The sequence below is a fragment of the Nocardia puris genome (genome assembly GCF_036051655.1).
Classification (GTDB): Bacteria; Actinomycetota; Actinomycetes; order Mycobacteriales; family Mycobacteriaceae; genus Nocardia; species Nocardia puris.
Window position 1 is genome coordinate 7,193,265 of the sequence record NZ_CP107943.1, and the last position, 20,069, is coordinate 7,213,333.

At 71.5% G+C, this 20,069-nt stretch carries 16 protein-coding genes and 1 pseudogene; 5 read left to right on the forward strand and 12 right to left on the reverse strand.

Annotation, left to right across the window (positions count from 1 at the left end; genetic code table 11):
- Positions 1 to 42: 42 nt before the first annotated feature.
- Positions 43 to 342, reverse strand: a complete 300-nt coding sequence (locus OHB21_RS33415) for a DoxX family protein (protein ID WP_067504201.1) — start codon at positions 340 to 342, stop codon at positions 43 to 45.
- Here OHB21_RS33415 and OHB21_RS33420 point away from each other — a divergent pair.
- Positions 323 to 1,453, forward strand: coding sequence for a hypothetical protein (locus OHB21_RS33420; protein WP_324192089.1), 1,131 nt, complete (start codon positions 323 to 325; stop codon positions 1,451 to 1,453). The two genes, OHB21_RS33415 and OHB21_RS33420, sit on opposite strands and share 20 nt — an antisense overlap.
- Positions 1,454 to 1,462: 9 nt before the next feature.
- Here the strand turns inward: OHB21_RS33420 and OHB21_RS33425 are convergent, their stop codons facing one another.
- The gene (locus OHB21_RS33425; RefSeq protein WP_324192088.1) at positions 1,463 to 2,416 is read right to left on the reverse strand and encodes a hypothetical protein; all 954 of its coding nucleotides are present in this window, start codon (positions 2,414 to 2,416) and stop codon (positions 1,463 to 1,465) included.
- Between the two features lie 361 nt (positions 2,417 to 2,777).
- Here OHB21_RS33425 and OHB21_RS33430 point away from each other — a divergent pair, with 361 nt between their 5' ends.
- Complete coding sequence (locus OHB21_RS33430) at positions 2,778 to 4,829, forward strand: hypothetical protein (protein WP_195125616.1); 2,052 nt, start codon at positions 2,778 to 2,780, stop codon at positions 4,827 to 4,829.
- Between the two features lie 507 nt (positions 4,830 to 5,336).
- On the opposite strand, the gene OHB21_RS33435 is transcribed toward OHB21_RS33430, so the two are convergent.
- From OHB21_RS33435 to OHB21_RS33445, 3 genes are all read right to left on the reverse strand, one after another.
- Positions 5,337 to 6,254 (reverse strand): LysR family transcriptional regulator, encoded by a 918-nt coding sequence (locus tag OHB21_RS33435; RefSeq protein ID WP_195125615.1) that lies wholly within the window; start codon positions 6,252 to 6,254, stop codon positions 5,337 to 5,339.
- A 466-nt stretch (positions 6,255 to 6,720) separates the two neighbouring features.
- A complete protein-coding gene (locus tag OHB21_RS33440; protein WP_195125614.1) occupies positions 6,721 to 8,253 on the reverse strand; it encodes a flavin-containing monooxygenase in 1,533 nt (510 codons plus the stop codon).
- A gap of 69 nt (positions 8,254 to 8,322) precedes the next feature.
- Complete coding sequence (locus OHB21_RS33445) at positions 8,323 to 9,558, reverse strand: cytochrome P450 family protein (protein WP_067504318.1); 1,236 nt, start codon at positions 9,556 to 9,558, stop codon at positions 8,323 to 8,325.
- Positions 9,559 to 9,797: 239 nt separating this feature from the next.
- Between OHB21_RS33445 and OHB21_RS33450 the strand changes: the two genes are divergently transcribed.
- The gene (locus OHB21_RS33450; RefSeq protein WP_067504216.1) at positions 9,798 to 11,483 is read left to right on the forward strand and encodes an FAD-binding dehydrogenase; all 1,686 of its coding nucleotides are present in this window, start codon (positions 9,798 to 9,800) and stop codon (positions 11,481 to 11,483) included.
- 1 nt (position 11,484) lies between these two features.
- Positions 11,485 to 12,129, forward strand: coding sequence for a TetR/AcrR family transcriptional regulator (locus OHB21_RS33455; protein WP_067504219.1), 645 nt, complete (start codon positions 11,485 to 11,487; stop codon positions 12,127 to 12,129).
- Positions 12,130 to 12,195: 66 nt separating this feature from the next.
- Here the strand turns inward: OHB21_RS33455 and OHB21_RS33460 are convergent, their stop codons facing one another.
- The 6 genes and pseudogenes from OHB21_RS33460 to OHB21_RS37680 all read right to left on the reverse strand — a co-directional run.
- Positions 12,196 to 14,364 (reverse strand): family 2A encapsulin nanocompartment cargo protein cysteine desulfurase, encoded by a 2,169-nt coding sequence (locus OHB21_RS33460; RefSeq protein WP_195125613.1) that lies wholly within the window; start codon positions 14,362 to 14,364, stop codon positions 12,196 to 12,198.
- Positions 14,336 to 15,268 (reverse strand): family 2A encapsulin nanocompartment shell protein, encoded by a 933-nt coding sequence (locus OHB21_RS33465; protein ID WP_067504225.1) that lies wholly within the window; start codon positions 15,266 to 15,268, stop codon positions 14,336 to 14,338. Before OHB21_RS33465 ends, OHB21_RS33460 begins: the two co-directional genes overlap by 29 nt.
- Positions 15,269 to 15,565: 297 nt before the next feature.
- Entirely contained in the window at positions 15,566 to 16,231 is a 666-nt protein-coding gene (locus OHB21_RS33470; RefSeq protein WP_195125612.1) for a DsbA family protein, read from the reverse strand.
- A 316-nt stretch (positions 16,232 to 16,547) separates the two neighbouring features.
- Entirely contained in the window at positions 16,548 to 17,027 is a 480-nt protein-coding gene (locus OHB21_RS33475) for an LLM class flavin-dependent oxidoreductase (RefSeq protein WP_195125611.1), read from the reverse strand.
- Complete coding sequence (locus tag OHB21_RS37675) at positions 17,024 to 17,476, reverse strand: LLM class oxidoreductase (protein WP_067504231.1); 453 nt, start codon at positions 17,474 to 17,476, stop codon at positions 17,024 to 17,026. The genes OHB21_RS33475 and OHB21_RS37675 overlap by 4 nt, the downstream gene beginning before the upstream one ends.
- Positions 17,419 to 17,841: pseudogene (locus OHB21_RS37680) on the reverse strand (LLM class flavin-dependent oxidoreductase); the annotation flags it as partial. The pseudogene OHB21_RS37680 and the gene OHB21_RS37675, both read right to left, overlap by 58 nt.
- 131 nt (positions 17,842 to 17,972) lie before the next feature.
- Between OHB21_RS37680 and OHB21_RS33485 the strand changes: the two are divergent.
- Positions 17,973 to 18,836: a class I SAM-dependent methyltransferase gene (locus OHB21_RS33485; protein WP_170160687.1), complete on the forward strand. Its 864-nt coding sequence runs from the start codon at positions 17,973 to 17,975 to the stop codon at positions 18,834 to 18,836.
- A gap of 16 nt (positions 18,837 to 18,852) precedes the next feature.
- On the opposite strand, the gene OHB21_RS33490 is transcribed toward OHB21_RS33485, so the two are convergent.
- Complete coding sequence (locus OHB21_RS33490) at positions 18,853 to 20,067, reverse strand: aminotransferase class V-fold PLP-dependent enzyme (protein WP_195125610.1); 1,215 nt, start codon at positions 20,065 to 20,067, stop codon at positions 18,853 to 18,855.
- Positions 20,068 to 20,069 lie beyond the last annotated feature (2 nt).

The window sequence follows — 20,069 nt, forward strand, 5'->3', positions numbered from 1 at the left end:
CCCCGGCCGCCGCCGCACCGTCGTCCGGGGAGTGCGCCGGGCTCAGCGCGCCAGCTGCAGCGCCAGGGTCGCCGCGGCGGGAATCAGGTAGAGCAGCGGGAAGACCGACGTCCCGTAGGAGTGGGCGCGGATCGCGGTGGCCGACGCGCCGAGGAAGTAGACGATGAGGCAGACGGCGGCCGCGACGCCGATCGGGGGCAGCGCGAAACCTTCACCGGGACGACGACGCGGGCGGCCGGGGTGTGACAGCCCGGATCTGTCGGTGCGCGCGGTTAGGCTGCGCTGCGTGGGTGACGAGGCGTCCGGGGACGGTGTGGCGGAGGTGTCGTTCGCCGACGACATCGCCGGCGAGGTGACGTTCGATCTGGAGGAGATCGACGAGGTGATCGGCGGCCTGGTCGCGCGGCACGCCGACCGGCAGAAGCGCGACGCGGAGATCGTCGCGCGCAGGCTCGGCGTCGACGGCGAACCCCCGGAGTCGTTCGCGCGCATCGGCGAGCGCTTCGATCTGGCGCGAGACCGGGTGCGCCAGTTGCACACCCGCGCCACCGGGCAGATCCTGCGGGAGGCGGCGTTCACCGGGCACCCGATCGCCGAGGTCTTCGCGCGCCGCTACCCGCTCGACGCGCGCGACTCCCAGCTCGTGCGCACCCTCCTGCGCGACACCTACGCCACCGGCACCGATCCCGCCGCCGCCGAACTCTCGTACCTGAAGATCCGGCTGGCGGGCCACCCGCCCGAGGACGCCAAACGCGTCTCGGGGTACGTCATGCAGCGAATCATGGCGTGGCGGATGAAGACCAACCGCCGCCTGGCCAAACTGCGCGACACCGAACCCGCCGCGGCGGGCGATCTGACCGCTCTGCTCGCGGGCGCCGACTGGCCCACCGGCTCTCCCGCCCCGCTGCCCACCACCTCGACGGCCGACAGCGACGAAGGCGGCCGGTTCTACTTCGACAAGGCGGGCCGCGACATCGGCTTCGATTCCGCGCTGGAGGCGGGCCTGCTGCGCACCGTGAACACCGCGACCGTGGTCGAGGGTTTCCGCGAGCGCCCGCTCGCCGTGCCGTACGAGATCGACGGCGACGCGCGCGTCCACCACCCGACGCTGGCCGCCCACCTCGGCGACGGCCGGGTCGTCCTCATCGACGTGCAACCGCTCGGGCACATCGCCTTCCACGTCAACCGCGTCAAATCCGCGGCCGCGCGGGCCGCCGCGCACGCGCGGGGCTGGGGGTGGCTCGTGTGGACCGGCAGCACGCTGGGCGTCCCGGATCTCCTCGCCCGCCCGGTGGCCGACGCGGTCGCCGACGCGATCCCTCCGGGCACGACGTCGTGGACCGCGCTCACGGCACTGCGCGGCGAGACCGGCTTCGACCTCCTCGACCTGGCCGCCCTCACCCTGCGTCACGAATGGCGCTGGGACCGCTCCCCTTTCCGCCTCACCACCTGAGCAGGCGGCTCAGAGCAGCACGAACGCCGAGGTGAGGAACGTGATGATCACCAGCATCGCGAAGCAGGTGATCAGCTGCCAATGCCCGACGGTCTGTTGCAGGGTCCGGATGGTGGCGCGCAGGGTGGCGTCCACCCGGTAGTGCTCGGTGAGTTTGCGCTGCATCTCCGCCAGCGCCGCCGCCTGGTCGTCGGCGTCGTGGGCGGCGCGGTCCAGCCGCGCGGCGAGCTTGACGACCTGTTTCTCCGTGTCGCGCACCGATTTCCGCGACAGCGCCAGCGCGGTGCGCTGATCGCGCAGTTCCTCGCGCTGGCGGGCGATGACCGTCGCCTGCGTCTTGGTGTGGCGCTCCCAATCCGTCACGGTGGCCCATCCTCCGGTCTTCTCGTCCCGATATCCCCACGCGATCTCGCCCGACACCCAGCCGCGCAGGAACTCCCGCAGCTCGATCGGCTCGCGGCTGGGGGCCACGAGATCGCTGTACTCGGTGTCGACCATCCCGCTCACCGCGACGTAGTCGCACGCGGGCGGCGCGTAGTCGGAGATGCCGAGCGCGGGCAGGTGCGAGACCCAGTAGCCGGGCTGACACAGCCACAGCACGCCGTCGCATCCCGCGTCGCGCAGCAGCGACGTGTGTTCCAGCGCCAAGGTGCGATCGAGCGCGCCGCCGCGCACTTCGATGGCATAGGTCTTGCCGTCGCGGCGCCACAGGATGTCGACGCGCACGCCGTTGACGCGCTGATCCACCTCGGCCTCGTCGGCGCCGAAGGCGACCAGCCGGGAGCAGATCCAGTACTTGAGACGCTGGATATCCCATTGCGCCGCCGCGCATCCCGGGCAGCGGCAGCTGTAGCGGGACCGGCCCGCCGCGATGGCGCGGGTGCCGTCGACCTCGCCGAGTCCCAATTCCGCGAGCATCGTCCGGCGTCCGCAAGCCTGCTCCGCGCGCTGTTTCGTCCTCACGCGATCACTCCCCTGCCCGAACACCACCGGTCTCGCGACCAAACTCCACCTACCAGAGTGCTCCCGAACCCTAGTTCCCCGCCAGTCCCCTTTACCCCGCACTCGGGTGAGCCGTGGCCGTACCGAGACCCATCGGAGGCTGACGTGTGATGTGTCGCAAGGGATTTCGCTGTTCGGCGCGCCGGAGCGGCGATCGGACCTTAACCGAATTGATAGTTACCGCCAATCCCGCCCACCGGCGCGGCGCGTCACCCGGCCCGCGCGCCGCCCCGGTGCTCGCCCCGCAACGGCCGGGGGCGGCGGATAGAATCGCCGGGCCGCGCGCAGTTTCGGCATCGACGGGGAAGAAGGTAGAGCACGCATGGAGCACGGCCAGCAGGGCGCCGAATCGGTGGGCGCGATCTTGTCCGGCATCGCGGAGCTCCTGCGCGACGTGAGCGGCAGGCTCGACGCCGTCGCGGCCCAGGTGGCCGACGACAACGGTATCGAGACGCGCTTGAAGAAGCTGGAGGCGTGGGCCTTCCGCACCGAACAGGACGTGTCCGCGCTCGGCGCGCGCCTCGAGGGCGCGGACCCGGCGGCCGAGACCGCGCGCCACCACCTGCCGCGGGCCGAGTCCGTGTCGAGGTTGGTCGAGGGGGCCCGTTTCGAGGTGCCCGAGACCGCGGGAGAGATCGCCGGTGATTCCGGAGTGCCGGGTTCACGCGCCGGGCGGACGCGTGCGCGGGCTGAGGGCTCGCGCACGGTGGCGGTTGGGGATTCGGGCGCCGGGCACGCCGACGGACGCCGGGGGGATCCAACCGGGGACACGCTCTCCGGGCACACCCAAGGGCGCCTTGGGGATTCCGCCGGGAGTTCCTTCCCCGGGCGCACCCGGGGGCGCCGCGCGGATTCGGCCGAGGGTGCACCGGTCGGCGCGGAAGGACACCGGGCCGAGTCCACTGACGGCCCGGTGGGGCCGGTTGACAGCCTCCCTGCCGAGTCCACGGAGCGTTCACGCGCCGAGCAAGCCTCGGGTGCTGGCTCCGCAACGTCGAACGCGTCGCGCGTCGAGCAGGTCGGCACGCCGAACGCGCCGGGGCGCGAACACTCGCCCGGCCGGTGGCACGACTCCGGCCGCGAGACCACACCGGCACGGCCGAACGACGCCAACGCCTTCCAGCCGTTCGACATCGCCTCGGGCCAAGGCCTCGATGCCGTGGCGAGCGGGCAGGCCGACACCGGGTCGGCCCGGCGGCTCGACAGCGCGCAGGCCCAGTTCGAGAACGCGTCCGGCGTGCGGTCCGAGGCCGCAGATAACCGGCAGCTCGACAGTGCGTCCGCGCGGCACACGACCGCCGGGCACGAGAACATCTCCGGTCGGCCCCTCGACACGTCGCTGCAGCACGAAAGCTCCGGGCGGCGGGATTCCGCGACCGGACGGCAACTCGACACCGGTGCGGCCCTCGCCTCCGGCCCGCGACACGAGACGAACACCGGTCTCCGGCCCTCTGATTCACCCGCCCGACCCGAGACCACGCCCGCCGAACCCCACGACGCCGCCCCGCAACAGCGGGCCGCCCCCACCCAGTGGCGCGAGTTCACGCCCGCGCAGAACCCGCAACGGGACCAGCGGCCGGACGCCGCGCACCGGCACGAGTTCGCGCCGGCGCAGCAGGAGACCACGCCCGTCCAGCGGCACGGCGACGCCACCGAGTTCACGCACCCGGACGCTCCCCCTCCCGACGCCGCCCGCGTCGACAGCCCCGGCCTCACGCGTTCCGCACCACCGCTCGCGGATGGAGCGCGGACCGCCGCCGAACACGCCGGTACGTCCGACGCGGCGCGCCCCACCCGCGCCGAGCGCCTGCGCCCGTCGACTCCCGCCGACGCCGCGCCGGCCGCGACGTCGAGACTCACCGACGACATGATCCATTCGTCCGCTCCCGCCGAGCCACAGAGCACCGACAGTTTCGAGTCCGGCGCCGTCGCGGCCCGCGTGGAGTCGTCGCCCACCCCGCCCGCGCCCGCCCTGCCGCGGCGTGAGCCCACCGCCATCCCGCCCGCCCTGCACGACTGGATGGAACCGACCATCTCGCGTCCGCCGCTCACCACCGCCCCGGAGTCGAACGGGCACAATCAGGTTCCGCCGAATCCGGACCCGCCGTTCGCGAACACCTACGGCTACGAGTCGGTGTTCGAGCCCGTCCCGCCCTCGGGCAACGGTCACCACGACACCCCGATCTCGCGGCCCGACGCCAACCTCACCGCCCCGCGCCCCGACCGCGACGACCCCGCCGCGAGCCAGCACCGCGCGCCCACCGAGGACAACTCGCACGTCGACAAACTCCAAGCCATGCTCGACGAACTCAAGCGCAACCCGGCCGGCCCCTTCGGCCGCCCCCTGAACTCCCCCTCCGGCGAGCCCGCCTGAGCTCACGAAGCCCCGGCAACGGTCCGGTGCCGCCGTCGACGCGGAACACCGGGACCGAAGCCGCCGCCACGACGGGCTCGTGGAGCACGCCGATCACATTCGGCCGGCAAGTACCTATCGGCACAGCGAGCTCCGGGCACGATCCAGCCGTAACCGCACAGAGGCGGCCACCTCCCGCGACGTGCCTGTCGCCGGGTGAGCACGTTCCCCTCGCCACAGCCGGCGCGCGGCGCGTGTGGCTGGAGGGGAGTGAGCCTGTCTCCGGAACCGAGGCCGACGCGATCACTCCCCGCTACAACCGACGGTCCACGCCCGCACCGGTGACCGGATGCGGAAGCATGCCCGCCCGGCCTCAGCGGCACACGGGACCGCCCCCGGTACGGGGCCGACGGTACACGCGCGTTGATCTCCCGGCGCAGCGCTGTCCGGCGGCTACCGTGCACCCGCAACGTCCACACGCACGTGGGACGTGTGTACGCACCGAGCTGACGGTCACCACCGTTGCGTCTACCCGCGTTTGCGCTTCTCCCCCTCCGGCGCCAGCAACGACCGCACGACTTCGCGCAACCACCGGTGGCCGCTGTCGGCGGTGTTGCGCGGGTGCCATGCCATGCCGATCGAGACCTCGGGCAGTGGTAGCGGAATGTCGAAGGCGCGCAGGCCGAGTGCGCGCAGGGTGCCCGCGGCCAGGCGGGCGGGGGCGGGGCAGATCAGGTCGCCCGGACGGACGGCGAGCAGGGCGGTGGTGAGGTCGGGGACCGTGGCGACCACGCGGCGGGTGCGGCCGTGCAGGGCGAGCCGGTCGTCGATGGGCCCGCGGGCGCGGCCGAGGCGCGAGACCGCCACGTGGGCGGCGGAGGCATAGGCGGCGACGGTGACGCGGCCGGTGATCAACGGATGCCGTGGCGCCGCGACCCCGATGAGCCGGTCGCCGAACACCCGCTGCGTCGCGATCTCGGGGTCGCCCGGTTCGAGCACGCCCACCGCGAGATCGGCGCGGCCGTCGCGCAAGGCCGCCACGCCGTCGACGTCGTCGGACAGAAAACGCAGCGTCACCCCTGGTGCCTGCTTGCGCACGGTCGCGAGTAGCGAGCCCGCCAATCCGGCGCGCACGGCGTCGTCGGCCGCCACGGCGAATCCGCGCCGCAGTCCGGCCGGGTCGGCCTCGGCACGCTCCGCCAGCAACGCCCGCCCGCGCTCGACCACCGCGCGCACCTCGTAGCGGATCTCGAGGGCGCGGGGCGTCGGCACCAGATTGCGGCCCGCGCGCACGAGCAGCGGATCGTCCAGCGCCCGCCGCAACCGCGCCAGCGTCCTGCTCATCGCGGGCGCCGACGTGCCCAGCCGTTCGGCGGCGCCGGTGACGCTGCCGGTCTCGAGCAGCGCATCCAGCGCCACCAGCAGATTCAGGTCGAGGGCGTCCACCCGCGGATTATCACAGATGGAATCGGAGCCCCCGAGCATTGCGCATGCGGCAATCCGCGAGGGCGGCCCGACCGGAACCTGCCCGCGCACCCCCCGCTGCGTGTGCCCCTCACCGGCACGGCACCGATCTCCCCGCCCCCGTGCGCCACGCTGTCCCCGCTACCGTGCGCCACGCTGTCCCGCCACCATGCACCACGCTGTCCCCGCCACCGTGTGCCACGCTGTCGACGCGTTCCGGCCAGCCGCTGCGCACTGCACCGCTCCACGGGCGATGCGCTACGACGGACGCAGGCCGAATCGGCTTACGCCCCAATCCTCTGGCCTGCAACGGATGCGGTCATGAGCACGGAACCGGGCGGGTGAGCCGAACCCACCGACGGCTCACATCGTCCCCGGCTGGGGCGCACTGGCAGGAATCACCGGGCGGCACGCAGGCCGAGCCTGGCGGTAGGAATCCTCAGCCCCCTCACGCCTGCGACGGATGTGGGTCGCGAACCGGGGCGGGGGCGGGCGGGGTGGGCTCCACCGACGGCTTGGACCGTTCCAGCGTCCCCCGGTACGCGGCGGGGCGCACGGGCCGGAACCACTGGGCGGCGCGGGCCGAGCGCGGCAGTCGGAGGTTCAGGTCCGCCAGCATCTCGTCCAGGTTGCGCAGTGCGAACGGGGTGATGGTGGTGCCGTGGGCGTGGTGGCCGTCGGTGCCCGCCGACATCCACGCCAGCCGCCGGTCGATCTCCTCGCCCATCTGCTCGCGGGTGGGCACGGCGAGGCGGCCTGCGAGCAGCGCGGCGATCCAGTGCGCGCCCACCTCGGAGCTCAGGGTGCTCACCACCGACGAGTTGTAGCCCGCGAAGCTGATATTGGGGACCTCGACGGGCAGGATGTGCCGGTAGAGGCGGAAGTTGCCGTCCTCGTCGGTGAGCTGCCGCTGGATGTACGGGGTGAGGAACGGCACGCGCCGCTGGAATCCGGTGGCGCAGACGATGAGGTCGGCGGGTAGCTCCGCACCGTCGGACAGCCACGCGACCGGGCCCTGCGCGCCGGCGGACAGTTCGTCGACGGTGGTGTCGCGCAGCACGGTGATGCGCCCGTCGCGGACCTGCTCGTAGAACCCGTCGGTGACCACGCCGACGCTGCTCTGCGCGATCTCCTCGAACCGGCCCTCCGGCACCAGGTTCAGCTCCCGCAGGCCGAGCCGCTTGGTGACCATCTCCTGGAGCACGTCGAAATCGGTGTCGCGGAAGCTGCGGCCACCGCCGTGCAGGAACCGTTCCAGGCCGCGCGGTTCCAGGTGCTGGAAATGCGCCTGGCCCAGGCGACTCAGCAGCAGGCGTTCGAAGCTGAGCCCGCGCGCCAGCTTGCGCGGGATCTTCCACAGCAACCGGCGGGCGACCACCGTGGTGGACGCGGCGACGTGGCTGACGGCCTCGGCGATATCGCACGCGGACTGGCCGTAGCCGATCACCAGCACCGTTTTGCCGCGCGCCGCCTCCACATCGTGGAACTGCGAGGAGTGCACCACCTGACCGCCGAGGGTGCGGAACGCGTCGACGCCGCGGATGTCCGGCATGGCCGGTTCGCTGTAGACGCCGTTGGCGACCACCAGGTGATCACAGGAGGTGCGGTGGATGCCGTTCTCGTCGCGGACCTCGAGCAACCATCCGCTGTCCACCGGGTCGGCCGCCACCACCTCGGTGCCGAGCCGCACCTGCTCGCGCAGTCCGAAGTGCTGGACGTATCCCTCCAGGTAGGCCTGCATCTGGGCACCGTCGGGCACCGCGGGGTAGTCCTCGGGCATGGGGAAGTCCGAGAAGTGATAGGTGTGCTTGGAGTTCTGCGCGCGCAGCCCCGGATAGCGCCGCGTCGCACTCCACACACCACCCACGTCGGGCGCCCGTTCGAACACCTCGACCGGAAAACCCTCCCGGCCCAACACCTTCGCGCAGGCGAGGCCCGCAATGCCCGCACCTACGATCGCGATGCGGCTACCGCTCGTCATGGGCACCGAGAGTACCCGCCCGCGCGGCCGCGCAAAGCTCGCGGGCGCAATCCCGGACGAATGACCGCCTCAGCGCAGTGCCGGCTCGGGCGCGAGTTCGACCGGCAGGTCCCGTACCCCGCGGAACAGGATGCTCTCCCGCCACGCGATGTCCTCCGGATCGACGGCCAGCCGCAGGTCGGGATAGCGCGCCAGCAGGCCGGTCAGCGCGACGCGGCTCTCCAGCCGGGCCAGGCCCGCGCCGAGGCAGTAGTGGATGCCGTGGCCGAACGCCAGGTGCCCGCTCGCGCCGCGGCCGGGATCGAATTCGCCGGGCGCGCTGAAGTGTTTGTCATCACGGTTGGCCGACCCGAGCGCGACGAGGACCAGTTCCCCCGGCGGGATCTCGGTGCCGCCGAGCGCCACCGGCGCGGTGGTGTAGCGCAAGGTGGCCATGTTCACCGGGCCGTCGTAGCGCAGCACCTCCTCGAGCAGCGCGGGCACGCCGCCCGGATCCTCGCGTAGCGCGCGGTAGCGCGCGGGCTCGCCGAGCAGGGTCAGCACCGCGTTGCCGATCAGGTTGACCGTGGTCTCGTGCCCCGCGATCAGGATGAGGAACGCCATGGAGATGATCTCGTCGTCGGTGAGCCGGTCGTCGCGATCGCTCGCGGCGATGAGGTCCGACAGCAGATCGTTCCCGCCGGCCCCGGCGCGGCGGCGCGCCAGTTCGGCGTCGAAGTAGTCGACGATGGCGTCGGTCGCCTCCTGCATCCGGACCGGGTCGGAGAGGGTGACGTCGGAGACGATCGCCGACCACTCCTTGAAGCGGGCGCGGTCGGCGAACGGGACGCCGAGCATCTCGCAGATCACCATGAGCGGCAACGGGAGGGCGAACTCCTCCATCAGATCGACCCGCCCGTACGCGTCGGCCGAGGCGGCGAGCCCGTCGAGGAGTTCGTCGGTGATCGCCGAGACGCGCGGGGCGAGCGCGTCCATCTTGGCGGGCGCGAAGGCGGGCGTGACCAGTTTGCGCAGGCGCGCGTGGCGCGGCGGGTCGGTGTTGAGCAGGTGGTAGCCCAGTCTGCTGTTCACCGTGCCGACGCCGCTGTTGCCCGCCGAGCCCCGCCGGGCGGCCAGTCCGCTCTCGGTGTGCGGGTCCTTGCGGACGGTGGGGTCGCGCAACACCTCGCGCGCCGCGTCGTAGTCCACGACGAGCCAGGCGCGCACGCCGGTGCGGAAGGTGACCTGGTGGACGGGCCCCTGCGCTCGCAACTTCTCGTAGAAGACGTAGGGCGTGCGGAAGAACTCGGGCGGTAACTGTCTCATGCTGAACCTCTCCCCGTTCGGCGAGTCATGTTGCGCCCCTTCGATGGTGGCACGGACCACGGTCCACGTCACGAAACGGCGGAAACCCGCGTGAGCGCGACCCGCGCACTCGAGCCCCGGCGACCTCTCCGCGAATTCCGTGAACCGCACACCGGCCGCGATCGGATGCGGTAGCGTATCGGATACAAATTTGTATCGAACAGCGGACGACGCCGGTCCGCACGATCGAAGGATCAGCCATGAGTAGTGCCGACTCCCCCGCCGCCGATGTCATCGTGGTCGGCGCGGGCCTGGCCGGATTGGTCGCCACCTACGAGCTGACCCGCGCGGGCCGCCGGGTGCTCGTGCTGGATCAGGAGAACCGCAACAATCTCGGCGGCCAGGCGTTCTGGTCGCTGGGCGGGCTGTTCTTCGTGGACAGCCCCGAACAGCGCCGCCTCGGCATCAAGGACTCCTACGAGCTGGCCCTGCAGGACTGGCTCGGCTCGGCCGGCTTCGACCGCGACGACGAGGACCACTGGGCGCGGCAGTGGGCCGAGGCGTACGTGCGCTTCGCCGCCACCGAGAAGCGCGACTACCTGCACGCGCTCGGGCTGCGGGTGACGCCGCTGGTCGGCTGGGCCGAGCGCGGCGGTGCGCTGGCCGACGGGCACGGCAACTCGGTGCCGCGCTTCCACCTCACCTGGGGGACCGGCCCCGAGGTGGTCCGCGTATTCGCCGAACCGGTGCTCGAGGCCGAGCGAAAAGGTCTGGTGACCTTCGCGTTCCGCCACCGCGTGGACGAGCTCATCGTCGAGGACGACGCGGTGGTGGGCGTGCGCGGCGGCGTGCTCGAGAACACCGATCTGGCGCGCGGCAAGGCATCCTCGCGCACGGTGGTGGGCGACTTCGAGTTCCGCGCGCCCGCGGTGGTGGTGACCTCCGGCGGCATCGGCCACAACCACGAGCTGATCCGGCGCAACTGGCCGGTCGAGCGCCTCGGCCCCTGCCCCGAGACGCTGATCTCGGGCGTGCCCGCGCACGTCGACGGGCGCATGCTCGGCATCTCCGAGGCCGCCGGCGGCGCGATCGTCAACCGGGATCGCATGTGGCACTACACCGAGGGCATCAACAACTGGGACCCGATCTGGCCCGACCACGCCATCCGCATCATCCCCGGCCCGTCCTCGCTGTGGTTCGACGCGAACGGAAAGCGGCTGCCCGCACCGTGTTTCCCCGGCTTCGACACCAACACGACGATGAAGGCGATCCTGGCCACCGGCTACGACTACTCGTGGTTCGTGCTGACCCAGTCGATCATCGAGAAGGAGTTCGCGCTCTCGGGCTCCGAGCAGAACCCCGACATCACCGGCAAGGACCTCAAGCTGCTGCTCAAGAGCCGGGTCGCCAAGGGCGCGCCCGGCCCGGTGGAGGCGTTCAAACAGCACGGTGTGGACTTCGTCGTCGCCGACACCCTCGCCGAACTCGTCGACGGCATGAACGCGATCGCGCGCGGCCCGAAACTGGACCCGGCCGAGCTGGAACGCCAGATCGTGGCGCGCGACCGCGACATCGACAACAAGTACTCCAAGGACGCGCAGTTGATGGCGATCACCAACGCGCGCCAGTACTTCGGCGACAAGGCCGGCCGCGTCGCCAAGCCGCACCGCATCCTCGATCCGGCCGCGGGCCCGCTGATCGCGGTGCGCCTGAACATCCTCACCCGCAAGACGCTGGGCGGTCTCCAGACCAACCTGGACTCGCAGGTGATCCGTCCCGACGGCACGCCGCTGCCCGGCCTGTACGCGGCGGGCGAGGTGGCCGGTTTCGGCGGCGGCGGTGTGCACGGCTACAACGCGCTGGAGGGCACCTTCCTGGGCGGCTGCATCTTCTCCGGTCGCGCCGCCGGGCGCGCGCTGGCGCGAAAGCCGGCGAAGGGGGCCTGAGGTGCCCGCCGCCGAGGCGCCAGGCGCCGCACCCGCACCCCGCGTCACCAAGCGGCGCGGGCAGACCAGGCAGCGCCTGCTGGACGCGGCGTTCGACACGTTCGCCGAGGAGGGTTTCGGGCATTCGACGGTCGAGATGATCTGTGAGCGCGCCGGATACACGCGCGGCGCGTTCTACTCGAACTTCACCTCGCTCGAGGAGCTCTTCCTGGCCATGTGGCACCAGCGCTCGGCGCGGATGATCGAGGACATGGCCGCCGCGCTGGCGGCCATGCCCACCGACATGGCCGATATGACGGGGATCGCCGACGCGCTGCTGGATGTGACGCCGTTCGACGCCAAGTGGTACGGCATCACCGCCGAGTTCACCGCGCACGCCCTGCGCAATCCGGATCTGCGCGCCGTGATGGTGGCCCGCGAACAGGCCATCGCGGACGCGATCATGCCGCTGCTGGAAACCCAGATCCGCCGGGCGGGCCGCGTCGTGCGCGACCCGGCCGCGCTGGGGCAGGCGTTGATCGCGGTGCACGACGGCACCCTGGTGCAGTGCCTGATGGAACCGGAGAATCCCGTGGTGCGCCGGCGCCGGACCGACCTGTTCCTCACGGTCGTCCTGGCTTACACCGACGAGCCGGCCCGCCGCTGACGGCTCAGCGGCGGGCACGGGTGAGGCTGCCACCCTCCTCGTCGGCGTGCAGGCCGGCGTGACGGTTCAGCGGCGGGCACGGGCGAGGCGGTCGATCGTGTCGAGCATGCGGTCGATCTCCTCGCAGGTGTTGTAGAACGCGAACGAGGGCCGGACGGTGGCTTCGACGCCGAACCGGCGCAGGATCGGCTGCGCGCAGTGGTGTCCGGCGCGCACCGCGATGCCCCGCTCGTTCAACGCCTTTCCGACATCGAGCGGTTCATAGCCGTCGAGCACGAAGGAGAGCACACTCGCCTTGTCGGCCGCCGTCCCGATCAACCGCACGCCCGGGATCGCGGCCAGGCGCGGGGTGGCGTAGGCGAGCAGATCGTGTTCGTAGCGGGCGATGTTCTCGATGCCGAGACGTTCGACGTACTCGATGGCGGCGCCGAGGCCGACGGCGTCGGCGATATTGCCGGTGCCCGCCTCGAATCGACCGGGCGGCGGCTGGAACAGCGAACGTTCCAGCGTCACATCGCTGATCATGTTGCCTCCGCCCTGCCACGGCGGCATATCTTGCAGCACTTCGGATTTCCCGTAGACCACGCCGATCCCGGTGGGGCCGAACAGTTTGTGGCCGGAGAAGACGAAGAAATCGGGGTCCATAGCCTGCAGGTCGACGCGGGTGTGCGGTACCGACTGCGCGCCGTCCACAATCGCGATCGCCCCGGCCCGGTGCGCCAGCTCCACGATCTCGCGCACCGGTGTGACGGTGCCGAGCGCGTTCGAAACATGGGTCACCGACACGAGTTTCGTGCGGTCGGACAGCAGCGCCGTGTACTCGTCGAGGCGCACCTGCCCGCTGTCGTCCACGGGGATCACGCGCAGGCGTGCGCCCGTCTCGGCGGCGAGCATCTGCCAGGGCACGATATTGGCGTGGTGTTCCAGATGCGAGATGACGATCTCGTCACCCTCCCGCACGTTGGCACGGCCCCACGTTTGCGCGATCAGGTTGAGGCCCTCGGTCGCGCCGCGCACGAACACGATCTCCTCCGACGAACCCGCGTCGAGAAACCGCGCGACGGTGTCGCGGGCCTGTTCGTAGGCGTCGGTGGAGCGCGCCGCCAATTCGTGTGCGGCGCGGTGGACATTGGAGTTCTCGTGCTCGTAGAAGTGGGTGAGCCGGTCGATCACGGCGCGCGGTTTCTGCGTGGTCGCGGCGTTGTCGAACCACACCAGCGGGTAGCCGTTCACCTGCTCGCGCAGGATGGGGAAGTCGGCGCGCACGGCGTCCACGTCGAACGGGGGGTGCGGATCGGGGGCGAAATCGGTCGCGCGGGTGTCCGCGAACGAGGGCGCGCTCGATGACCGATCGAGGAAATAGAACGCGGGTGCCGCGGAGGTGGGGACGGCGGGCGCGGCGTCCAGCGTGCGGGGCGCGGGCAGAATCGCCTCCCACGGCGGGAGATACCCGGATGCGTCCCCGAACGGGATAGCCGGAGGTTGCGCGCCCCCTGCCGAGGGCGCCGAACTCGACCGCGCCGCCACGCGACTCGGGTTCGTCGCCGAATTCGCGCTCGGCACAGCGTGATCCGCGCCGTTGGCGGGGCGACCGGGGACATGCGGGTCCGGGGTGCGACCACCGGGCGGTGCGGAGGCAGCGTTCGGCGAGACTCCGGACGTACCGGGCGGCACGACAGCCGAATGATCGAAGCCAGGGTCGGCGGCGGACGGCCGCGCGGCCCGGTCGAATCCGGCGGGAGAGACGCCGGTCGGCGACAACCTGCCGTATCCCGGGACCCCGGACCCGGACGGTGCCCACGAATTCGTGCCCGGCACAGCGTGATCCGCGCCGTCGGCCGGGCGGCCGGGGACCGTGGGCTCCGGGGTGCGCCCACCGGGAGGTGCGGCAGGCGACCCGGACGCGGCGGGCCGGCCGCCGGCGTGCGCGGGCGGCGCCTGGGTCGTGTGCGATGACCAGCCGCCGGGGGTCGTCAACCCGGCGAGATCACCGGAAGGCGTCCACGCCCCAGAGGGCACGGCACCATTCGCGACCGCTCCCGGAATCCCGGCAACCTGTCCCGTGGGGGGACCGCTCACGCCGAGAGCGCCCGGCGTGAGCGCACCTGCCGACGCCGACGGCAGGGCCGAGAAGAACTGGGCCGCCAGGGCGTTCAGTGCGGCCGGGTCCGGCAGGTCCGCCGCGCGGGCGGCCGCCGGATCGGGCTCACTTCCGGTACTCGGGCGCGTAGTCATGGAACTTGTCCACCTCGGCGTCCTCGAGCACGGCCACCGCGTCGTCGACCAGGATCACCAGCGAGCAGTACAGCGACACCAGGTAGGACGCGATGGCGCTGCGGTCGATGCCCATGAACTGCACCGACAGTCCGAGGCCCTGCTCCCCGGTGAGGCCCGGCTGGTACAGGCCGATCACGCCCTGCCGGGACTGCCCGCTGCGGACCAGCACGAACTTGGTCTTGCCGTCCACCAGCGGAACCTTGTCCGACGGGATGATCGGGATGCCGCGCCAGGTGAGGAACTGCGACCCGAACATGCTCACCGTCGGCGGCGGCACACCGCGCCGGGTGCATTCCCGGCCGAACGCCGCGACGCCCTCGGGGTGGGTCAGGAAGAAGCCGGGCTCCTTCCACACCTTCGCGATCAGGTTGTCCAGATCGTCGGGGGTGGGCGGGCCCGCGAGGGTCGGAATGCGTTGTTTGTCGGCGGCATTGGAGATCAGCCCGTAGTCGGGACTGTTGATCAGCTCGCCCTCTTGGTGTTCCTTGATCGCCTCGATGGTGAGCCGCAACTGCTGGGCAATCTGATCGTGCGGGCTCGAGTACAGATCCGAGACGCGGGTGTGCACGTCCAGGATGGTGTGCACGGCTTTGAGCCGGTACTCGCGAGGTTCACGCTCGTAGTCGATGAACGTCTCGGGCAGGGGCGACTCGTCGAAATTGTCGCACTGGATGTCCACCGTCTGCTCGTGGGTGACGCGGTTGCGCCGGTAGATACCGGCCTCCACGGGCACCCAGTCGAGCAGATGCACCAACCACCGGGGGCTGACGGACTCCATCTGCGGGACGGATTTCGTCGCGTTCGCCAGTGTCCGCGCGGCGTCGTCGCCGAGGGCAACCGGTCCGGGCACAGCTCTGGTCATCGAAACCACCTAGGGGTTGGCAAATCCACCGTTACCAGTGCGCACATGCTAACCCCGCGTGCCCGCGTTCTCGCGCCAACTCGGGGGAATCGTGTTGCGGCCGCGACCCGATCGCGGACGCTCTCGCGGGCACCCGATGCCACCCCCTCGCACCCCACGGCGCACTCCCCCGTCACGAACGCGTTGACCTGCTACGACGCGTGCACCACCCGCGGCACCGGATGGCACTCGACGGGGTGGCGAGCACCCGTGGTGATAGCACGGCAGCGCGCGCGTGACCGAGTAGGCGCCGGCCCCTCAGCGCAGCGCGGCGTCGAGTGCCTCGGCCAGCGACTCGTAGCCGTTCGGGGCGATCGGCTCGCCGTCCACGAAGAAGGTCGGGGTGCCGCGCACGCCGAGGGCGAGACCGTCCTCGAAGTCGGCGCGGACCCGCTCGCCCACGCGCGGGTCGGCGTAGTCGGCGTCGAAAGCCGCCATGTCCAAGCCCAATTCGCGCGCGAAGCCGCGGAACACCTCGTCCAGCGGCACGCGGCGCTCGCCCCAGCCCGCCTGGGTGCGGAACATCTGCTGGTACATCTGCTCGAACCGCCCCTGCCGCGCGGCCGCCTCGACGGCGCGGGCGGCGCGTTCGGCGTTGAAGTGCGAGGGGACCGGGAAGTACCGCACCACGAAGGTGACGCGGTCGCGGTACTCCTCGCGCAGCCGCTCCACCACGGGATACATGGCGGCGCACGCCTCGCACTCGAAATCGAGGAACTCCACCAAGGTCACGCGGGCGCCCTCGGGGGCGTCGAGCCGGTGGCTGTCGGGTCGCACCACCGCGGCCGGGCCGGGTGCGGCCGAGGTGGGCGCGTCGCGTTGTTCGCGAGCCACGAGGACGATCCCGGTCACCACGACGGCGCACACGGCGGCGAGGGTGATCGCGAGGCGGAGGCGCCGCGCGCGCGGCGGTGCGGTGGTCATGGGGACGCTCCCGATCCGGTCGGCGCACTCCCGGAGGAGTGCGTTATCTACGTATCGAAACCGTACTACATTCGATCGGACCCCGGCCCGAAAGGAGCGTCCCGCACCGGCGAATCGGCACGAACCCGAGAACTATCGAATATGGTAACGGCTTTCATTGCCGCGTTCCACGATCGCCCGAGACCGAATATCCTTGACCGACTACGCCCTCACACCGTAGTCATGCACACTCAGGGCGCGGTCGCCACCGCCTCCTCGCTGAACGCCCCGCGCCACCGGCGCGCCGGATGCGAATCCGGCAGGAAGTCCGAGCCCGTCAGCTTCTTGCGTCGTGTTCCACCCGGTCGGGCAGGTTGAAATTGCGCGCGGAGTTGCGCAGCGCGCTGGTGACCACGTTCCACCCGATCCGCCCGCGCGAGAGGTGATCCAGCGTGCAGATCTTGCGCGCGAACGAGAACGGGTGGTCCTGCAGCACCGAACTGGTGATCACGATGCCCAGGTGCTCGGTCACCGACGCCAGCGCCGAAACCAGCGCGGAGGGATCGTAATTCGGGATCTGCAACCCCTCGGTGACGTGGGTGTCCCACCCGCCGTCGAAATCGTCGTAGAGCCCTACCACGTCGGCGAAGAACACCGAGTCGAACCCGCCCCGCTCCAGGATGCGGGCCAGCTCCAGCCACGGTTCGAGGGTGTGGAATTCGGTCTGCCTGGCGTCCTCGCGCCGCCACGTCCCGTAGGAGACGTGGGTGGCGGTGTTCATGGTGAAAGCGTTGAGCAGCAGCCGCGGTCGGCTCATGGTTGTGGTCCTCTCGGTCGGAACTCGCGCCGCACGTCATGCCGCCGAACTGACGCGCACCGGGGCGAGCCGAAACGCTCCCGCAAGGTGGTCTCGGCGTACTCGTGCCGGAACAGGTTGCGGCGGCGCAGGATCGGGACCACCTCGTCGACGAAGATCTCCAGACCGGAGGCGAATCCGTCGGGCACGAGGTTGAAACCGTCGGCGGCGCCCGCGTGGAACCAGTCCTCGATGGTGTCGGCCACCTCCTCGGGCGAGCCGACGATGCGGCGGTGCCCACCCGAGCCGAACTCGAACAGCGCGTCCCGCAGGGTGAATCCGGGGCCGCGCTCCCGGATGCCGCGCACCAGCGATTCGCGGAAGCCGAGGGAGGCGGCGAAGACGTCGGGGTCGGCCGGGTCGGCGAGCGCCGGTTCCGGGAAGGGCTCGTCGAGCGGGTAGCCGCCCACAGCGCGATCACCGCGTCCACGAACTCGTGCGCGCGCCGGTACCGAGTGGCGCGATCCGGGAGCGAGGTGAGGCCGAAGTTGCCGCCCGCGGCGGCGTTGTAGGTGGTGACGGCGTTCCACGCGGCGCGCCCACCGCTGAGGTGGTCCAGCGTGAGGAAGCGCTCGGCCGGCTCCACGGGGTCGTTGAACGTGGTCGAGAGCGTGCCGATCAACCCGATGTGCTCGGTCGCGGCGGCGACGGTGGCCAGGATGGTGGAGGGCTCCAGCGCGCGCCCGCCCGGTCTGACCAGCGAGTCCTCGCGGATCGCGGGGTTGTCGGCGAGGAAGAACGCGTCGAGGGTGCCGCGTTCGGCGATCCGGCCGATCTCGGGAATTGTTTTCCTCTGGGGGATCGGATCGAAATCCTTAAGAAAATCTTCACGGCGCGGGGCGATACGTCCGCGGCACGCCGACCCACCTCCGGTAGATGGAAATGATGTTCATTATGATCGCCGGCATGACCACCACGAACCAGCGGACGGTCCGCCCAGGGGTCGGGACCTCCACCCGCAACCCCGCCGCCGCGGAGGCCGTGTTCCTCGACGTGACCCGTCGGCTGCTCGCGCCGCTGCGGATCTCGGACGGCGACATCGCGGTCGACGTGGGCCCCGGAGCCGGGTCCGCGACGGTGGCGATGGCGGCGGCGGTCGGCCCGCGCGGCCGGGTGTACGCGGTGGATCTGGACCCGGCCATGCTCGACGCCACGATGGCGGCGGCGCGGGAGGCCGGTGTCGCCGAGCGGGTGCTCCCGGTCGCGCACGACCTCGAGGAGGGCGCGCCGCCGCTGCCCGAGCCCGTCGACGCGATCTGGTCGTCGGCGTGCCTGCACCACACCCTGGACTGGGAGGCGTCGGTACGGGCGCTGGCGTCGGCGCTGCGGCCGGGCGGCACCCTCTGCGTGGCCGAGGGCGGACTGCCCACCCGCTGCCTGCCGTGGGACGCGGGCGTCGGCCTGCCCGGACTGGAGATCCGCCTGGACGAGGCGCACAACCGCTGGTCCACCCAGTGGTTCGCGGGACGGACGGGCGCGCGACGCCAGCGCCGGGGCTGGACCGAGGTACTGCGCGCGGCCGGGTTGGTCGAGGTCACCAGCGTCACCGAACTGCTCGACCTCCCGGCACCGGTGTCCGACCAGGTGCGCACCGTCGTGATCGAGGAACTCGCGGCCCGCGTCGCCCGCGCGACACCGTTCCTCGACGAGAACGACCGCGCGACTTGGGAACTCCTGCTCGACCCCACCGGCGCCCACTGGCTCGGCCACCGCGCCGACCTCGGCCTGCTCACCGCCCGCACCGCCTACCTGGGGCGCACGCCCCGCTGAGGTGGCCAGGTCTGGCTCAACTCGTCATCCCTTCACAACGACCCACCACCGCGAGGAGCCGGTCGATCTCCTCGGGGGTGTTGTAGACATGCACGCTGACCCGCACGGCCGCGTCCCCGGCGGCGCGCCCGGCCTGGCAGTGATTGTCGGCGCGCACCATGATCCCTTCGTCGGCCAGCACGAAACCCAGGTCGTCGGAGCGCACCCGGGCGTGCTGGAAGGTCACGATGCTCTCCCGGCGCTGCGCCGCCGAATCCGCGGTGAGGCTGTGCTGACAACCCAGCACCCGCACACCCGCCAATCGGCTGAGCCCGTCGGTGAGCCGCACGCACAGCGCGGCGTTCCACTCCCGCACGCGCTCCAGCCCGGCGCCCTCCAGCCAGTCGAAAGCCGCTGCCACACTGATGATTCCGGCCGTGTTGGGCGTGCCTTCCCAACCGCGCAAGGCGAAACGTGGCCCGCGCCGGTTGCGCGCCCACACCGCCCCGACGCCGGGCAGCGCCATCATCTTGTGCCCGGAGAACACCACGAAATCGACGTCCAGTTCGGCCACCGACACCGGCCCGTGCCCGACGCTCTGCGCGGCGTCCAGGCAGATCGGCACGTCCGGGCCCACCGCCTCGCGCACCCGGTGCACGTTCATGTCCGCGCCGAACACGTGGTGCACGTGGGTGACCGCGACGAACCGCGTGCGCGGCGTCACCACCGCGGGCAGGGCGCGGTGGTCGTAGTCGCCCGACGCCGGGTCCACCGGCATCGGCACCACCGTCACCCGCACCCCGCGCCGCGCCAGCTCGTCGCGCAGGTCCAGCCAGGGGCGCAGGTTGGCCTCGTGGTCGCCGAACGGGACGATGATCTCGTCGCCGTCGGCGAGCAGATCGGCGAGCCAGTCCTGCGCGACGGCGCGCAACCCGTGACTGGTTCCGCCGACGAACTCCACCGACGAGTCGGTGCCGTTGTCGCCCAGGGCCTTCCGCACGCGCTCGCGCGCCGCCTCAACCCGGGCGGCGGTCCCGGTCGCCCACGGGTAGGAACCGCGACCCACGTTGGCATTGGTCGTGGTGAGGTATTCGGTGACGGCCTCGAGTACCGCCGCGGGTTTCTGCGCGGTGGCGGCGCTGTCCAGGTAGGCCAGGCCCGGATCACGGTGCAGGATGGGGAATTCCGCGCGCAACCGCGCCTGCCATGGCGCGAGCCGGTCCAGCACGGAGGTATCGGTCGAGGTCGACATGG